Origin of the sequence: Massilia sp. LXY-6 (assembly GCF_051233485.1) — a bacterium.
Taxonomy (GTDB): domain Bacteria; phylum Pseudomonadota; class Gammaproteobacteria; order Burkholderiales; family Burkholderiaceae_D; genus Telluria.
In genome coordinates this window covers 168,892-185,960 of sequence record NZ_JBKFGF010000003.1, presented here as the reverse complement: position 1 = coordinate 185,960, position 17,069 = coordinate 168,892, and the positions used below count along the sequence as shown (strand labels likewise).

Annotated in this window: 10 protein-coding genes; 1 reads left to right on the top strand and 9 read right to left on the bottom strand. The window is 67.9% G+C overall.

The features are described 5' to 3' along the window. Positions 1-146: 146 nt before the first annotated feature. The 3 genes from ACI48D_RS02500 to ACI48D_RS02490 all read right to left on the bottom strand — a co-directional run bounded on the left by ACI48D_RS02500 (position 147) and on the right by ACI48D_RS02490 (position 3,604). Positions 147-674, bottom strand: coding sequence for an AAA family ATPase (locus tag ACI48D_RS02500; protein ID WP_435569627.1), 528 nt, complete (start codon positions 672-674; stop codon positions 147-149). Then, the gene (gene pnuC, locus ACI48D_RS02495) at positions 671-1,273 is read right to left on the bottom strand and encodes a nicotinamide riboside transporter PnuC (protein ID WP_435569626.1); all 603 of its coding nucleotides are present in this window, start codon (positions 1,271-1,273) and stop codon (positions 671-673) included. The genes ACI48D_RS02500 and pnuC overlap by 4 nt, the downstream gene beginning before the upstream one ends. Before the next feature lie 195 nt (positions 1,274-1,468). After that, positions 1,469-3,604 (bottom strand): S46 family peptidase, encoded by a 2,136-nt coding sequence (locus tag ACI48D_RS02490; protein WP_435569625.1) that lies wholly within the window; start codon positions 3,602-3,604, stop codon positions 1,469-1,471. A gap of 199 nt (positions 3,605-3,803) precedes the next feature. Between ACI48D_RS02490 and ACI48D_RS02485 the strand changes: the two genes are divergently transcribed. Further along, positions 3,804-4,811 (top strand): bile acid:sodium symporter family protein, encoded by a 1,008-nt coding sequence (locus ACI48D_RS02485; protein WP_435569624.1) that lies wholly within the window; start codon positions 3,804-3,806, stop codon positions 4,809-4,811. A gap of 25 nt (positions 4,812-4,836) precedes the next feature. On the opposite strand, the gene ACI48D_RS02480 is transcribed toward ACI48D_RS02485, so the two are convergent. From ACI48D_RS02480 to sppA, 6 genes are all read right to left on the bottom strand, one after another. Beyond that, positions 4,837-5,277 (bottom strand): hypothetical protein, encoded by a 441-nt coding sequence (locus tag ACI48D_RS02480; RefSeq protein WP_435569623.1) that lies wholly within the window; start codon positions 5,275-5,277, stop codon positions 4,837-4,839. 94 nt (positions 5,278-5,371) lie between these two features. After that, the gene (locus ACI48D_RS02475) at positions 5,372-6,838 is read right to left on the bottom strand and encodes an efflux transporter outer membrane subunit (protein WP_435569631.1); all 1,467 of its coding nucleotides are present in this window, start codon (positions 6,836-6,838) and stop codon (positions 5,372-5,374) included. A 2-nt stretch (positions 6,839-6,840) separates the two neighbouring features. Then, positions 6,841-10,179: an efflux RND transporter permease subunit gene (locus ACI48D_RS02470; protein ID WP_435569622.1), complete on the bottom strand. Its 3,339-nt coding sequence runs from the start codon at positions 10,177-10,179 to the stop codon at positions 6,841-6,843. After that, on the bottom strand, positions 10,176-13,298 hold the full coding sequence (locus tag ACI48D_RS02465) for an efflux RND transporter permease subunit (protein WP_435569621.1): 3,123 nt from the start codon (positions 13,296-13,298) through the stop codon (positions 10,176-10,178). Before ACI48D_RS02465 ends, ACI48D_RS02470 begins: the two co-directional genes overlap by 4 nt. 142 nt (positions 13,299-13,440) lie before the next feature. Next, positions 13,441-14,853 carry an efflux RND transporter periplasmic adaptor subunit gene (locus ACI48D_RS02460; protein WP_435569620.1) on the bottom strand — a complete coding sequence of 471 codons (1,413 nt, stop codon included), beginning with the start codon at positions 14,851-14,853 and terminating at the stop codon, positions 13,441-13,443. 315 nt (positions 14,854-15,168) lie between these two features. Next, positions 15,169-17,040 (bottom strand): signal peptide peptidase SppA, encoded by a 1,872-nt coding sequence (gene sppA / locus ACI48D_RS02455; RefSeq protein WP_435569619.1) that lies wholly within the window; start codon positions 17,038-17,040, stop codon positions 15,169-15,171. Positions 17,041-17,069: the final 29 nt, after the last annotated feature.

The following is a 17,069-nucleotide window of genomic DNA, read 5'->3' as shown; positions in this document are numbered from 1 at the left end:
CACCTGGGCGCAACCCGCGTGACGCTGCGCGCCCGCGTCGACAACCTGTTCGACAAGTTCTACTGGCGCGACGTCACTCCGGCGCTGGGCGGTTACCTGCTGCCGGGCGCGCCGCGCACCTTCCGCATGTCGGGCCAGTTCGACTTCTAACGCAGCAGATCCTCCACCTGCCGCAGCCGCTGCGGCAGGTCTCCTTCCAGCAGCGTGAACGGGATGCCCCGTTCACGCAGCACCGCCAGCAGGCATTCGTGCACCCGCCGGCGTACTTCCTCCGATTCGCGCTGCAGTCCGTCCGGCACCCATGGCAGGTCCAGCCCCGCCACCAGCGTGAAGGCATAGTCGTGCGCGGCCTCCATCTCCAGCAGCTCCGGCGGCACCCTGCCCCAGTAGATGCGGCTGTAGACCGCCGTCATCAGCGGCGTGGTGTCGCAGAACAGGAAGCGCCGCGCTTCAGGCGACACCGCCATCGCGTCCTCGCGCGCGCGCTGGGTGCGCGCGATGCCGGGCTGGTCGTCTTCGAAGGGCACGCGCCGGTTCGTCTCGACGAATTCGCGCAGGTATTCCGGCACCCACAAGCTGCCGTAGCGCGCCGCCAGCGCCGGCGCCAGCGTCGATTTGCCGGTCGATTCGGCGCCCAGGATGGCAACCCGCGCAGGTGCCGGAGCGCGGCTCATCGCGCCCCCTCGCGCGCCGCGCGCGCCCAGCTGCGCAGGCCCAGCGCCGCCATGACGACGAACACCGCGTACAGCACCGCCGTCAGGTGCAGGCCCTTGTAGACGTACAGGCCGACGTACAGGATGTCGACCGCGATCCACACATGCCAGTTCTCGACCTTCTTGCGCGCCGCCAGCAGCGTGCCGAGCAGGCTGCCGGCCGTCAGGAAGCCGTCCATGTGCGGCACGTCGGTGTCGGTCCAGGCATGCAGGAACCAGGACAGCAGGACGAAGCCGAGCGCCCAGCCCACCAGCGACCAGCTCCAGCCGGCGCGGTCGAGGTGCGTCACCACCAGCGGCCGCTCATCCTCCCCCTTGCCGCGCAGCCATTCGTACCAGCCCCAGATGGAGGCGACGATGAACACGCCCTGCAGGCCGGCGTCGCCGTACAGCCTCGACTCGAAGAACACGATCCCGTAGGTAGCCGACGAAACGATCGCGAACAGCCAGGCCCAGTGGATGCGGCGGATGTTCAGCAGCACCGTCACGATCGACAGGACGAAAGAGATGAGTTCCAGCGGCGTGGTCGAAAAGCCGAGGAAGGAAAGCGGGTCGTTCATGCGATTCGTGGTGAAGGTCAACAATCGATTATCGAAGCTGGCGCCTGAATGCGCAAGCCACTGGCACGGCAAGAGAGCACCGGCAGAAATGCGCCGTCCCCGCGCAGGTGGGGACCCGGGTTTGCACGTGCAGACGTAACGCACGCAAAACCTGGATCCCCGCCTGCGCGGGGACGACGATGTACAGCTGACTGATTACCTCTTCGGATACTTGATCGTCATTTCCTTCAGCAGGTTGTCGGCATGGTCGACTTCCTTCATCACCCACAGCATGTAGCGGATGTCGACGTGGATCGCGCGCGTGATCACCGGGTCGAAGTACCAGTCCTTGGTGATCGACTCATAGGTCGAATCGAAGTTCAGGCCGACCAGTTCGCCGCGCTTGTTCATCACCGCGGAGCCGGAGTTGCCGCCGGTGGTGTCGGCGCTCGACAGGAAGTTCACCGGCACCGTGCCCAGCACCGGATCCTTGAACACGCCGTAGCGTTTCTCGCGGATCGCCTGCAGCAGGTTGGCGGGGGCGTTGAAGGGCTCCTTGTTGGTGGCCTTCTCGACGATGCCCTCGACGGTCGTGAACGGGCCCTTGACGATGCCGTCGCGCGGGCTGTACGGGGCCACGGTGCCGTAGGTCACGCGCAGGGTCGAGTTGGCGTCCGGGTAGACCGGCTTGCCCTGCGACTTCTTCCAGGCGATCACGGCGTCCATGTACTGCGGGATTACGCGTTCCAGGTTGCCGTCGACTTCCTTGCGGTGGTTTTCCAGCGCCATGCCGGTGTCCTGCAGGCGCACCGCCAGCTGGATGAACGGGTCATGCGAGGCGCGGAAGGCGTCCGGATCCTTGCCGATCCAGGCCAGGCGCTTGGCGGTGTCGGCCAGGTCGGTCGACTTGTACATCGCCGGCAGCGCATCGACCTTCGGCAGCAGCGCATCCAGGCCGCGCGGGTGGTTCTTCGGGTCGATCCTGGCGTAGCGGTTCAGGGCCGCCTGCCAGCGCGCCTGGTCGACGCTCGGCACGAAGGACTGCTCCAGGCGGCTCAGGCGCGCCTTGATGAAGGAGAGATCGCGCTCCTGGTAGCCGGCTTCACGCTGGGCGTCCGGCTTCTGGCGTTCCAGCGCCAGGCGGTACAGGGTACGCGCGCTCTTCAGCAGGTCGCTGTGGGTAGCCTCCGCCCAGGCGGCTTCCTGCTGCGAGCCCGCCATGTCGGCCGCGATCGCGGTGTCGAGATCGGCCAGCAGGTTTTTCGAGCCGCCGTGGGCCTTCTGCCAGTTGCGGAACTCGGCGTCCTGCACGTCCTTGACGGCGGCGATGTCCTTGCGGGCGAAGCCGTCCAGCAGGCCCTGGGTCTTCTTCAGCACGTTGTTCAGGCTCTTCGCCACGCTGGCGTAGCGCACGTCGTAGGTTGGGTTGCCCATCGTGCTTGCTGCAATCACGGACAGGTCGGCGGTGATGGACGCGACCTTGGCCGGGTAGTCGACGTCGCGCGCGAAGCGGATCTCGGACGGCAGCTTGTAGCGGCTGGTGCGGCCCGGGTAGCCGGCCAGCAGGATCGGATCGCCGTTCTTCAGGCCCTCGCTGGATACGACCAGGAAGTCCTTCGACTTGTACGGCACGTTGCTGGGATCCGGATCGGCCGGACGGCCATCCTTGCCGACGTAGGCGCGCAGGAAGGAGAAGTCGCCGGCCTGGCGCGGGAACTCGTAGTTGTCGATGTCGCCGCCGAAGTTGCCGACGCTGTCGGCCGGCGCGTACACCAGGCGCACGTCGCGGATCATCAGCTGCTTGATGCGGTAGTACTCGCCGCCGCGGTGGAAGGCCGGCACCGAGCAGCGGTACGCTTTATCGCTCTCGCATTCGGCGATCAGCGCCTTGATCCGGCTTTCGACCTGCTCGTGGCGATCCTTGCCCGACAGGTTCGGGGACAGCCCTTTCAATACGCGCTCGGTGACGTTCTCCACCTTCTCGGTCACGTAGACCAGGGTGTTCGGGCCGCCGGCCAGTTCCTCGGCGCGGGTCTTGGCCAGGAAGCCGTTGACGATGTAGTTGTGTTCCGGGGTCGAGTTGCGCTGGATCGCGCCGTAGCCGCAGTGGTGGTTGGTCACGATCAGACCGTCCGGCGAGACGAAGGACGCCGAGCAGCCGCCCAGCGAGACCATCGCGCTCATCGGGTGCTTCGACAGGTCGGCCAGCTTCTCGGCTGGAATGGTGATGCCGATACGCTTGAGTTCGGCTTTCAGCTGCGGCAGCTGGTGCGGCTGCCATTGGCCCTCGTCGGCATTGGCGGAGGCGATAAGCCCCATGGCCGCGACGGGCAGGACGATGGATTTGAACACGGTGGACCCCAGGATGAATAAAAAAGCAAGCGCGAGTATATCGGCCCCTGCTATTGGGTGGAAATAATTTTCTCACCGAAACTCACCTGTCTGTTTACCGCGTATTTACGCCATCATCCGTAATGTTCCCCGCCGAGCGGCGGACGCCGCAAACGGCTAGAATAGACGGTTGCCCTGTCCGCGTTTCCGAAAGCCCGTCATGCCCAGCCCCTTCGCCCGCGCCGGCGCCTCTCTGCGCAGCCTTTTGCCCGACACCTACACCATGCTGCTGATGGCCACCGTGGTGGTGGCCAGCGTGCTGCCCTGCGAGGGCCAGGCCGCGCTCGTGTTCGGCAAGATCACCAGCTTCGCGATCGGCCTGCTGTTCTTCCTGCACGGCGCCAAGCTGTCGCGCGAAGCCATCGTGTCGGGCCTGGCCAACTGGCGCCTGCACCTGCTGGTGCTGGCGGCGACCTTCGTGATGTTTCCGCTGCTGGGCCTGGCGATGAAGCCGCTCGCCACCAGCATGCTGCCGTCCGACCTCTACCTCGGCATCCTGTTCCTGTGCACCCTGCCCTCGACCGTGCAATCGTCGATCGCCTTCACTTCGGTGGCGCGCGGGAACGTGGCGGCCGCCGTGTGCAGCGCCTCGGCCTCGAACTTCGCCGGCATCTTCATCTCGCCGCTGCTGGTCAGCACCCTGATCGTGCACGGCGGCGGCGGCAGCGGCGGCGGCTCGCCGCTGGACGCCATCCTCGGCATCGTCGAACAGCTGCTGCTGCCCTTCCTGGCCGGCCAGTTCCTGCGCCCATGGATCGGCACCTGGATCGACCGCCACAAGCCGATGCTGAAGATCGTCGACCAGGGTTCGATCCTGCTGGTGGTCTACACGGCCTTCAGCGAATCGGTGAACGAGGGCTTGTGGCACAAGCTGTCACTGCCGACGCTGGCCGGCCTGGGCGTGCTGTGCTGCCTGCTGCTCGCGCTCGCGCTCGGCCTGTCCACCTACGCCAGCCGCCGCCTCGGCTTCTCGCGCGAGGACGAGATCACCATCGTGTTCTGCGGCTCCAAGAAAAGCCTGTCCAGCGGCATCCCGATGGCCAAGGTCATGTTCGCGCAGGGCGCGCTGGGGATGGTGATCCTGCCGCTGATGCTGTTCCACCAGATCCAGCTGATGGTGTGCGCGGTGCTGGCCGCGCGCTGGGCCCAGCGCAAGCAACCCGGCTAGATCAAACCGGGGTCAGAGCCCCGTTTTAGGCAAGTTCCTCAGGGGAAGCATGGACGTGGGCCAGCGCCGAGCCGCCCCACCAGACTTCGGGTGCGGCCGGCAGCAGGATCGCCGCGGCGGCGATCGCGGCAAACAGCTTGCGCTGGCGCGGCATCAGGCGCGGATTGCGCAGCGCGGTCCTGGCATCGTGGCCGGCGAAACCGCACAGGCCCAGCAGGCCGAGTCCGAACAGCGCCCCCAGCGGCACGTCGCCGATCCGCGCGACGATATCCGCGTTCCAGTAAGCCAGCGCCGGAATCGACAGGCTGACGCTGGCCAGCACATCGAGCACCCCGACCACCGCCGCACGCCCGCCCTGCCGGAATGCGGCGCGGCGCGTCCAGACCGTCAGGACGACGGTGCCTACCAAATACAGGGCCGCCCAGGAGGGCGAGCCGGTGCTGAAAAATTCGGGATCAGAGCGCATGTTCTGGTGATGGGTTCAGAGCAAGTTCCCCCGAATTTTAAATTGCTTCGGCGACCTTTCCAAAAACCGGGCTCTGACCCCGGTTTGAGGCAACTCAATCGGCATGCCAGCCGCCACCGAGGGCCTGGATCAGGGCCACGGCCGTGGTCTGGCGGCTGGACTGGGTCGTGACCAGCGTGCGGCGCGCGTTCAGGGCCGTGACCTGGGCCTGCACCACTTCCGAATAGCTCACTTGCCCGGCCTGGTAGCGGTTCATCACCTGCTGCTCGACCTTGTCGGCGGCTTCCGACGCGCGCCGCTGCAGTTCCTGCTGCTGGCCCAGCACGCGGGTCGCGGCGAGCTGGTCTTCGACGTTGGCGAAGGCGGTCAGCACGGTCTGCCGGTAGCGCGCCACCGATTCCTCGTGGGCCGCGCGGGCGCCCTGCACGCGGGCGCGGGTGGCGCCGGCGTCGAACAGGGTCTGGGCCGCCGACAGGCCGAAGGACCAGGCCGCCGCCGAGGCGTTGAACAGCTCGCCGACCCGGCTGGCCGAGCTGCCGTAGGAGGCGTTCAAGCCGATGTTCGGGAAGTAGGCCGAGCGCGCGATGCCGATCTGCTCGTTGGCCGCGGCCACGCGCCGCTCGGCTGCGGCGATGTCCGGACGGCGCTGCAGCAACGTCGACGGTACCCCGACCGGCACCTCCGGCACCGTGACCTGCCAAGTGGCCGACGGCGCGATCGCGAATTCGGCCGGGGTCTTGCCGACCAGGACCGCGATCGCATGCTCGAGCTGGGCGCGCTGGCGCGCCAGCCCCAGGTCGTCGCTCTGCGCGTTGGCGAGCTGGGTCTCGGCCTGGTAGACGTCCGAGTGCGGGATGATGCCGACGTCGTAGCGGTTCTGGACGATCCTCAGCTGGCGCCGGTAGCCCTCGATGGTGGTGGCCAGCAGCGCGCGCTGGGCGTCGATCGCACGCAGCTGCAGGTAGTCGGCCGCGACTTCTCCCTGGGCCGACAGGCGCGCCGATGCGAGGTCGGCGGCGCTGGCCTGGGCGCTGGCGCTGGCGGCGCTCACGCCGGCGCCCAGGCGGCCCCACACGTCCGGCTCCCAGCTGGTGCCGAGCGACAGGCGGTAGGCATTGCGTACGCTGCCTCCCTCGCCGCCGCTGCCGCCGCCGAGGATATTACCGTTGGCATCCACCGTGGCGTTGCCGCTGCCGCCGCCACGGGTACCGGAACGGGTGCCGGAGCCGTTCAGGGTCACGCTCGGGAACAGCGAGGCGCGCTGCTGCGCCACCAGGGCGCGCGCCTGCGTGTAGGCCGCAACCGCCGCCGCCACGTTCTGGTTCGAGACCTCGACGGCGGCGGCCAGGTCGTTGAGTTGCGGGTCGCCGAACATGGTCCACCAGGGTCCGCGTTCGAGCGCATCGGCCGGCGCGGCCGGCACCCATCCCTGCAATTCCTTGAACGCGGCCGGCTCGGGTGCCGTCGGGCGCTGGTAGGCCGGGCCGACGGCGCAGCCGGCCACCAGTGCCGCGGCGGCCAGGGCAATCAAAGAGGAGTGCAGAGTAAAGATCGTTCGCATGGTCATGGATGGGTGATCGAGTGCTGATGTTCTTGGGGATGACGCGCCAGTTCGCGTTCATGCGGGCTGGCGCGGCGCAGCTTGTCGAGGTAGACGTAGACCACGGGCGTGGTGAGCAGCGTGAGCAGCTGGCTGGCGACCAGGCCGCCGATGATGGCGATGCCGAGCGGCTGGCGCAGCTCGGAACCCTCGCCGAAGCCGATCGCCAGCGGCAGCGCGCCGAGCGCCGCCGCCAGGGTCGTCATCAGGATCGGCCGGAAGCGCAGCAGGCAGGCCTCGCGCACCGCCTCGGTGGCCGACAGTCCCCTCGCCCTTTCGGCCTCCAGCGCGAAGTCGATGATCAGGATCGCGTTCTTCTTCACGATGCCGATCAGGAGGAACACGCCGATCAGGGCGATGATCGAGAACTCCATGTGGAACATCAGCAGCGCCAGCACCGCGCCCACGCCCGCCGACGGCAGGGTGGACAGCACCGTGATCGGGTGGATCAGGCTCTCGTACAGAATGCCCAGCACGATGTAGATGACGACGATCGCCGCCAGGATCAGCAGCGGCTGCTGCTTGTTCGATTCCTGCGCCTGCTTGGCCTGGCCCTGGAAGCTGCCGCGTACGTTGACCGGCATGCCGATCGCGTTTTCCGCATCGCGCACGGCGGCCTGGCCGTCCGACAGCGAATAGCCCTGCGCCAGGTTGAACGAAATCGTGGTGGCCAGTTCGCCGTCCTGGTGGTTCACCGAGCTCGGGGTCGAGCGTTCGGCGAACTTGCCGATGGCCGACAGCGGCACCATGGTGGTGGCGCCGGTCGACAGCGCGGAGCCGCTGGACGGGTCGCGCGCCGCGGTCAGGTTACCCGGGCTGGACGGGGTGCCGGCGCTGGCGGTCGCGCTCGACGAGCTGCCGGTGCCGGCACCGGCCGGGCCCGTGGCCGTGCCCGTGGCCGCGCTCACGCCGGTGCTGCCGGCGGTACGCGATCCGCTCGCCGCGGCCGCGGCACCAGGCGCCGCCTTGGCCGGCACGTACACGTCGTTCAGCGCCTCCGGCGACTGCGCATACTTCTGGGCCACGCCCATGATCACGTGGTACTGGTTCAGCTCATCGTAGATGTTGGCGACCTGGCGCTGGCCGAAGGCGTTGTACAGCGCGTTGTCGACGTCCTTCGCGCTGATCCCCAGGCGCGCCGCGCTTTCCTTGTCGATGTCGACATAAGTCTCGACGCCGTTCTCGGCCTGGTCGGTGTCGACGTCGGTCAGCGCCTTTTCCGTCTTCATGGCGTCGGCCAGGCGCGTCGCCCACATCTTCAGGTCGGCCCGGTTGTCGCTCTTGAGCGTGTACTGGTAGGTCGAGTTCGAGGAGCGTCCACCCATGCGCAGGTCCTGCACCGGGTTCAGGAACAGCTGGACGCCGGTCACTCTTGCCAGCTTCGGCCGCAGGCGCGCGATCACGGCCTGGCCGGTGTCTCCCTTGGCGCGCTCGCCGACCGGTTTCAGGTTCAGGAACATGAAGCCGCCGCCGGCGCGCGAGCCGCCGGTGAAGCCGACCACGGTGTCGACCGCCGGGTCGCTCTTGATGATGTTGACCAGCTGGCGCAGCTTCTGCTGCATGGCCTGGAAGGAGATGCTCTGGTCGGCGCGGATGCCGCCGTTGATCTGGCCGGTGTCCTGCTGCGGGAAGAAGCCCTTCGGCGCGGCCGAGAACAGGAATACGTTCAGGCCGACCACGAAGGCCAGGATCAGCATCACTAGCAGCTTCATGTCCAGCGCCCAGTCGAGCGCGTGTTCGTAGGCCTTCAGCACGCGCTTGAAGCCGCGCTCCGACCATCGGGCCAGGCGTCCCGGCCTGCGTTCCACATGGCCGCCCTTGAGCAGCACGGCACACAGCATCGGCGTGGTGGTCAGCGAGATCACCAGCGAGATCATCACCGCCGCCGACAGCGTCACCGCGAATTCGCGGAACAGCCGGCCCACCTGCCCGCCCATGAACAGCAGCGGGATGAACACCGCCACCAGCGACAGGCTGATCGACAGCACCGTGAAACCCACTTCCTGCGCGCCCAGCAGCGCCGCCTTGATGCGGTCCATGCCCTGCTCGACGTGGCGGCTGGTGTTTTCCAGCACCACGATGGCGTCGTCGACCACGAAGCCGGTGGCCACCGTCAGCGCCATCAGCGACAGGTTGTTCATCGAGAAGCCCAGCAGGTACATGACGCCGAAGGTACCCAGCAGCGACACCACGGTGGCCACCGCCGGCACGATGGTGGCGCGGACACTCCTTAAAAACACGCTGACCACCGCCACCACCAGCAGGATCGAGATCATCAGGGTCAGCTCGATCTCGTGCAGCGAGGCCCGGATCGAGTTGGTGCGGTCCGAGGCCACCTGCATGCTCACGTCCTGCGGCAGCTGGGCCTGCAGGGTCGGCAGCAGCGCGCGCACGCCGTCCACGGTTTCGATGACGTTGGCGCCCGGCTGGCTGGTCACCAGCACGATCACCGCCGGCTGGCCGTTGAACAGGCCGAGGGTGTTGATGTTCTCGACCCCGTCGTTCACATCCGCGATGTCCTGCAGGCGGATCGCGGCGCCGTCGCGCCAGGCCACCACCAGGCCGCGGTAGTCGGCCGCGGTACGGCCGTTGGTCGGGGTGTTCGCCTGCGAATAGATCTGCAGGCGCATGCCGCTGCCTTCCAGCGCGCCTTTCGGACGGTTCGGGTTGCTGGCCTGGATCGCGGCGCGCACGTCCTCGCTGGACAGGCCGTAGCGGTTCATCTGGAACGGATTCAGGTCGACCCGCACGGCCGGCAGCGAGCCGCCGCCGATCTCGACGTCGCCCACGCCGCGCACCTGGGCCAGCTTCTGCTGGACGATGTTCGAGACCTCGTCGTAGATCTGGCCGGGGCTGCGGGTCTTCGATGTCAGCGCCAGGATGAGCACCGGCGCGTCCGACGGATTCGCCTTGCGGTAGGTCGGGTTGCTGCGCAGGGTCGCCGGCAGGTCGGCGCGCGAGGCGCTGATCGCCGCCTGCACTTCGCGCGCGGCGGAGTCGATCTGGCGGGTCAGATCGAACTGCAGGTTGATGCGGGTCGAGCCGTTGCCGCTGTTCGAGGTGATCTCGTTGACGCCGGCGATGACCGCCAATCTTCTCTCCAACGGCGTGGCGACCGAGGACGCCATCGTGTCGGGGCTGGCGCCCGGCAGGTTGGCGGACACCGAGATCGCCGGGAAGTCCACCTGGGGCAGCGGCGAGACGGGCAGCACGAAGAAGGCGGCGATGCCCGCCAACGCAATGCCGATGGTCAGCAGCACGGTCGCGATCGGGCGCCGCACGAACGGCTGCGACAGGTTCATGCGCCTACCTCGCGGCTGGGCGTCGTTCCCGGTCCCGCAGGCTTTGCGGGGGCTTCGCCGCCCCAGCGCCGTGCGATGCGGTCGAAGGCCAGGTAGATCACCGGCGTGGTGAACAGGGTCAGCATCTGGCTGACGATCAGGCCGCCGAAGATGGCCAGGCCCAGCGGACGCCGCAGCTCGGCGCCCTCGCCCCAGCCGAGCATCAGCGGGACCGCCGCGAACAGCGCCGCCAGGGTCGTCATGATGATCGGGCGAAAGCGCAGCATCGCGGCCTGGTGGATCGCGGTGCGCGGGTCCTTGCCCTCGTCGCGCTCGGCCTCGATGGCGAAGTCGATCATCATGATCGCGTTCTTCTTCACGATGCCGATCAGGAGGATGATGCCGATGATGCCGATCACGCCCAGGCCCTGGCCGGTCACCATCAGCGCCAGCAGCGCGCCGACGCCGGCCGACGGCAGGGTCGACAGGATGGTCAGCGGGTGGATGTAGCTTTCATAGAGCACGCCGAGCACGATGTAGACGCACACCACCGCCGCCAGGATCAGCCACAGCTGGTTCGACAGCGAGTTCTGGTAGGCGCCGGATGCTCCCAGGAACGTCATGCTGACGGAGGCCGGCAGCTTGATCTCCTGCGCCACTTCCTTGATCGCGTTGACGGCCGTGCCCAGCTTGACGCCGGACGCCGTGTCGAAGCCGATCGTGGTGGCCGGGTACTGGGCCACGTGGGTGATCTGCAGCGGCGCGGCCTGCTCGGTGATCGAGGCGATCGCGGACAAGGGCGTCGGCCGGCCGCCGCCGGTGCGCAGCTGCAGGTTGGCGAGGGCGTCGAGCGTCATGTCCTCGGGCTGCTGCGCTTCCAGGATCACGCGGTACTGGTTGGTCTCGGTAAAGATGGTGGAGACGATGCGCTGGCCGAAGGCACTGTACAGGGCGTCGTCGATGTTCGAGGCCGTCACCGACAGGCGCGAGGCGCTGTCGCGGTCGATGTTGACGAAGGCCGCCGCTCCGGTCGCGCCGGCATCGGTGACCACGTTGCGCACTTCCTTGCGCTGCGCCATCGCCCGGGTCAGCTTGTTCGCCCATTCGGTCACCGTCTTCGTGTCTGCGCCTTCGATCGACAGGCGGTACTGGGTCGGGCCGCTCTCGGCGTCGATGGTCAAATCCTGGGTCGGCTGCAGGTAGAGCGTGACGCCGGCCACGTTGCGCGCGACGCGCTGGCGCAGGCGGTTCATCAGCTCTTCCTGGTCGCCACGCCCTTGCTTCAGGTTGATCAGCATGGTGCCGGTGTGCAGCATGGTGTTGTTGGCGGCGTCCACGCCCACGGTCGAACTGAGCGAAGCGACTTCCGGATCGGCCAGGATCTCGCGCGCAGCAAGCTGCTGCAGTTCCGTCATGGCCTCGTAGGAGATCGCCTGGCGCGCTTCGACACGGGCCTGGAGCTGGCCGGTGTTTTGGGTCGGGAACAGGCTTTTCGGGATGAAGGTCCACAGCAGCGCCGTCAGGACCAGGGTCGCCAGCGCCACCAGCAGGGTCAGGCCCTGGCGTTCCAGCACCCAGTTCAGCGAGCGGTCATAGTAGCCGATGGTGTCGTCGAAGGTGGCCTGGAACCAGCGTGCGAAGCGGCTGTTGTGCGCGTCGTCGTGCTGGCGCAGCCAGCGCGCCGACATCATCGGCACCAGGGTCAGCGAGACGACGGCGGAGATCAGGATCGTGATCGCCAGCGTCACCGCGAATTCGCGGAACAGCCGGCCCACCACGTCGCCCATGAACAGCAGCGGAATCAGCACCGCGATCAGGGACACCGTCAGCGAGATGATGGTGAAGCCGATCTGGGTCGCCCCCTTGAGCGCGGCCGCCATCGGCTTCTCGCCTTCTTCGATGTAGCGCGAGATATTCTCGATCATGACGATGGCGTCGTCGACCACGAAGCCGGTGGCAATCGTGAGTGCCATCAGCGACAGGTTGTTCAGGCTGTAGCCCAGCAAATACATCACGCCGAAGGTGCCGACCAGGGAAATGGGGACGGCGAGGCTGGCGATCACGGTGGCGCGCAGGCTGTGCAGGAAGGCGAAAATCACCAGCACCACCAGCAGCACGGCCAGCACCAGTTCGATCTGCACGTGCTCGACCGAGGCGCGGATGCCGGTGGTGCGGTCGGACAGCACGTCCACGCGCAGGGTCGGCGGCAGGCTGGCCTGCAGCTCGGGCAGGCGGTCCTTGATCGCGTCGACGGTGGCGATCACGTTGGCGCCCGGCTGGCGCTGCACGTTCAGGATGATGGCCGGCTTCATGTTGGCCCAGGCGCCCAGCTTGACGTTCTCGGCGCTGTCGACGACCTTGGCGACGTCGCCCAGGCGCACCGGCGCGCCGTTGCGGTAGGCGACGATCAGGTTGGTGTAGTCCGGCACCGTCACCAGCTGGTCGTTGGCGTTGATGGTGTAGGCGCGCGCCGGGCCGTCGAAGCTGCCCTTGGCGCTGTTGGCGTTGGCGGCCGTGATCGCGCTGCGCAGCGTATCGAGGCCCAGGCCGTTGGCCGCGAGTGCTTCGGTGTTGGCCTGGATCCGCACCGCCGGGCGCTGGCCGCCCTGCAGGGTCACCAGGCCGACGCCCGTCACCTGGCTGATCTTCAGCGCGAGTCGCGTATTCACCAGATTCTGCACCTCGGTCAGCGGCATCGTGTCGGAGGTGATCGCCAGGGTCAGCACCGGCGCGTCGGCCGGGTTGACCTTGGCGTAGACCGGCGGCGCCGGCAGGTCGGTCGGCAGCAGCGAGCCGCCGGCGTTGATCGCGGCCTGGACTTCCTGCTCGGCCACGTCGAGGGTCTGGCCGAGGCTGAACTGCAGGGTGACGACGGACACGCCGGCCGCGCTGGTCGAACTCATGCGCGACAGCCCGGACATCTGGCCGAACTGGCGCTCCAGCGGCGCCGTCACGGTGCGCGCCATCACTTCCGGACTCGCCCCCGGGTACAGGGTCTGGACCTGGATGGTCGGGAAGTCGACCTGGGGCAGCGCCGACAGCGGCAGGAATTTATAGCCGACCAGGCCGGCCAGCACGATCGCCAGCATCAGCAACGCGGTGGCGACCGGACGGCGGATGAAGGGGGCGGATGGGCTCATGCCGATCCCCCGCCACGCCGTCCCCGCGCACTTTCACTACGTCGCCCCCGCGAAGGCGGGGGTCCAGGCTCTGCGTGAGCTATCGAAACGCTCGTAGACTTGGGTTCCCGCCTGCGCGGGAACGACGGATAACGGGTGTTCATCATTGCGCAGTCCCTTCCGCCTGCTGCTGGCGGCGGTGGCGCTGACCTTGCTGCCCCTGCGCGGGCGCCTGGGCGGTGTCCTGGGCCGGCGCACCTGCGCCCCCCTGCCCGCGGCGTCCACCGGCGCCGGCCGGACGCTCACCCGGCAGGGTCACCTTGGCGCCATCCTTCAGGCGGTCGGCGCCCTCGGTGATGACGGTCTCGCCGCCCTCCAGGCCGCTGGCAATCTCGACGCGCTCGGCATTGGCCTGGCCGCGCTTGACGTTGCGCAGCGCGACGGTCTTGGTCTGGGGGTTCAGCACGTACACGTAGTCGCCGCTGGCGCCGTGGCGCAGCGCCGTCACCGGCACCGTGACGGCGTTCCTGATGGTGTTGACCTGCAGGCGGATATTCACGAACTGGCTCGGGAACAGCTTGCCGCCGTCGTTGGCGAAGCGGGCCTTGGCGCGCACGGTGCCGGTCTGGGTGTCGACCTGGTTGTCCATCGCGAAGAAGCGGCCGGTGGCCAGGTTCTCGGTGCGGGTGCGGTCCATCGCGATGGCCGGCATGGCGGCGTTCTCGTTGATGCGCTGCTGCAGGGCCGGCAAGCGGTCCTGGGGCACGGCGAATTCGACGTCGATCGGCGACATCCGGGTGATCACGGCGATGCCGCTGGCGTCGCCGCTGTTGACCAGGTTGCCGATGTCGACGGTGCGCAGGCCGACGCGGCCGGAGATCGGCGCGCGCACCTGGGTGTAGCCGAGGTTGATGCGGGCGATCCCTTCGGCCGCCTTGTCGGTGGTGACGGTGCCTTCCAGCTGCTTGACCAGGGCCGCCTGGGTATCGACGTCCTGGCGCGCGATCGAGTCCTGTTCCAGCAGGGTGCGGTAGCGCTGCAGCAGCACCCGCGCGCTTGCGAGCTGGGCTTCGTCGCGCTGGCGCTGGCCGGTGGCCTGCAGCAGGCTCATTTGCGCCGGGCGCGCATCGATGGTGGCCAGCACCTGGCCTTCCTTGACCAGCTGGCCTTCCGTAAAGAGGATTTTCTGGAGCACGCCGCCGACCTGGGGCCGCACGGTCGCCACCGCCGCCGGGGTCACGGTGCCAAGGGCTTCCAGCGTGATCGGGATATCGCTGCGCTCGGCCTTGCCGACGCCGACCGTGGTGGCCGCCATGCCGCCGCGTCCGCCACGTCCGCCGCCGGGACCGCCGGGACCGCCGCCGCCCGCACCCGCAGCGGCGCCCTGTCCGCGCGCCCCCGCTCCGGGACCCGCCCCGGCGCCGGTTCCAGCCGGCTGGTGGGTCAGGTGCCAGGCCAGCCAACCCAGGCCGGCCATGGCGAGGATGGCGACGAGGGCGCCGATCACGCGCGAACGGCGTGTGCGCTGGGGTCGGATGGCTGGCTTTTCCTTGTCGGGGGTGACGGTCGGGTTCATGCGTTTCCTTGGCGGCCGAGTGTTCAAAAGCACAATAAAAATGAAAGCTGAATGTAGCATGGAGCGCCTCGGCATTATGTTTCGTAACGTACCAAGATTCCGAGCTCAGCCTGGATACGGCGCTGCGGGCGCGACCGGGAAAGCCCGTCTTTACGCCGATTTACACGGAAGGCGCCAGAAGCGGGAAATAAGCGGGGAGATGAAAATGAAACGGGCGCGGAAAGCTTCCGCGCCCGTTCATTGATGACTTGCCTGGACGTACAACTTGTTACAAACCCCTGAGGCTTGTAAAGGCCGTCAGGGTCGTTTCGGCCGTCACGGAATGTCGCACAGGCAATGTGTTACCGCCGCGAACGGCTGGCGGCGCGATGCCACCTGCGACAGCCAGCCCAGGTCCTTCGCCACGCCGGCCACCGCACCGGCCGGCAGCGCATCCAGCGCCAGGTCGGCCGGCAGCATGCCCAGCTTGACCTGCACGTTCAGGGCCTGGGTTTCCGACAGGCCCATGCGCTCCAGCAGGCGCGCGAACACGCTGTCCTCGCGCTCGGTGTAGGCGACGCGGAAATCGCCTTCCAGGTGGGCGCGCTTGGCGGCCGACTGCAGCGCGTCGCCATAGCTGCCGAGGCGGTCGACCAGGCCGCGTTCCTTGGCCTGCCCGCCGGTCCAGACCCGGCCCTGCCCCACCGCGTCGATCTTTTCTGGCGTGGTGCGGCGCGCGATCGCGGCCTTGGTGGTGAACTCGTCGTAGATGTGGTTGATGCTGGCCTGGATTAGCTGGACGAAGCGTGGATCGAGCGGGCGCAGCGGGTTGTAGGCATCGGCCAGCCAGGTGGTGGTCACGCCGGCCGTGTGGATACCCAGCTTGTCGACCACCTTGTCGGCGGTCGGCAGGATCGCGAACACGCCGATCGAGCCGGTCACGGTGTTCGGGTCGGCAATCACCTCGTCGGCCGCCATCGAGATCCAGTAGCCGCCCGATGCCGCCACGTCGCCCATCGACACCACCACCGGCTTGCCGGCGTTGCGGGTGAGCTCCAGCTCGCGGCGGATCAGCTCGGAGCCGTAGGCGCTGCCGCCCGGCGAGTTGATGCGCAGGACCAGGGCCTTGACCTGCTTGTCCTCGCGCGCGGCGCGAATCATGTTGGCGGTCGAGATGCCGCCCACCATGCCGGGGCCGCCCGTGCCTTCCGTGATGTCGCCGGCCGCCACCACGACGGCGACGGCGTCGCCCAGCAGCTTCGGCGGATTGCGCGACAGGTAATCCTTGAACGAGACCTGGCGGAAGGTTTTATTCGTGTCGTCGTACACGCCGCGCTTGACCATCAGGGCGCGCACCTCGTCGCGGGTCTTGAGGCCGTCGATCAGCTTCCAGTCGAGCGCGACCTTGCCGGTGTTGCCGTTGGCGGCCGCCATGCGCTGCGGCAGCTCCTCGATGCCTTTCGCGATGGCACCGGCCGGCAGCTTGCGCGCCTTTTCGACCTCGGCCGTGTAATTGGTCCACAGCGCGTTGTACAGGAAGCTGTCGGCCTCCTGGGCCGCCGGCGAGGGGCCGTTGCCGATGTAGGGCTCGGCAAAGCTCTTGTAGGTGCCGACCTTCATCAGGTTCACCGTCACGCCGACCTTGTCGAGGGCGTCGCGGTAGTAGTTGCGGTGGCGCCCGAAGCCTTCGATCATCACCATGCCCATCGGGTGCAGGTAGACCTCGTTGGCGTGCGAGGCGACCATGTAGCGCTTCTGGTCGTAGGTGCCGCCCCAGGCCACCACGGTCTTGCCGGCCGCCTTCACGCGGTCGACGGCGGCGCCGAATTCGCGCAGCGAGGCCAGGCCGCCGCCGTCCATCTCGTCAAGCAGCAGCACCACGCTATTGACATTGGGATCCTTGGCGGCGGCATCGAGCACGGTCAGGATGTCGCGCAGCTGGATCAGGTGGCGCGCATTGCCGGACAGGCCGGCCACCAGCGAATCGCGCACGCTGCCGGCCTTCTCTTCGACCAGCTCGCCCTTCAGGTCGAGCACCAGGGCGGTCTTCGGCGCCAGCGGCTTGACGCCGCCGCCGAAGATCGCCACCAGCAGCACGATCACGATCAGCAGGAACAGCAGGTTCAGCACGAACCTGCGGGTGGCGTCGATGCCGCGCCAGAGCGAACCGAGGCCGCGGCGCAGGGAGGAAACTGGCTTGAATGGCATGTGATCTCCGGTAATTTCCTAAAAACGGG

Bases quoted from the DNA above. Each gene is read 5' to 3' on its own strand.
- ACI48D_RS02500 (WP_435569627.1), bottom strand. From the start codon at position 674: ATGAGCCGCGCTCCGGCACCTGCGCGGGTTGCCATCCTGGGCGCCGAA.
- pnuC (WP_435569626.1), bottom strand. From the start codon at position 1,273: ATGAACGACCCGCTTTCCTTCCTCGGCTTTTCGACCACGCCGCTGGAA.
- ACI48D_RS02485 (WP_435569624.1), top strand. From the start codon at position 3,804: ATGCCCAGCCCCTTCGCCCGCGCCGGCGCCTCTCTGCGCAGCCTTTTG.
- ACI48D_RS02480 (WP_435569623.1), bottom strand. From the start codon at position 5,277: ATGCGCTCTGATCCCGAATTTTTCAGCACCGGCTCGCCCTCCTGGGCG.
- ACI48D_RS02475 (WP_435569631.1), bottom strand. From the start codon at position 6,838: ATGCGAACGATCTTTACTCTGCACTCCTCTTTGATTGCCCTGGCCGCC.
- ACI48D_RS02470 (WP_435569622.1), bottom strand. From the start codon at position 10,179: ATGAACCTGTCGCAGCCGTTCGTGCGGCGCCCGATCGCGACCGTGCTG.
- ACI48D_RS02465 (WP_435569621.1), bottom strand. From the start codon at position 13,298: ATGAGCCCATCCGCCCCCTTCATCCGCCGTCCGGTCGCCACCGCGTTG.
- ACI48D_RS02460 (WP_435569620.1), bottom strand. From the start codon at position 14,853: ATGAACCCGACCGTCACCCCCGACAAGGAAAAGCCAGCCATCCGACCC.
- sppA (WP_435569619.1), bottom strand. From the start codon at position 17,040: ATGCCATTCAAGCCAGTTTCCTCCCTGCGCCGCGGCCTCGGTTCGCTC.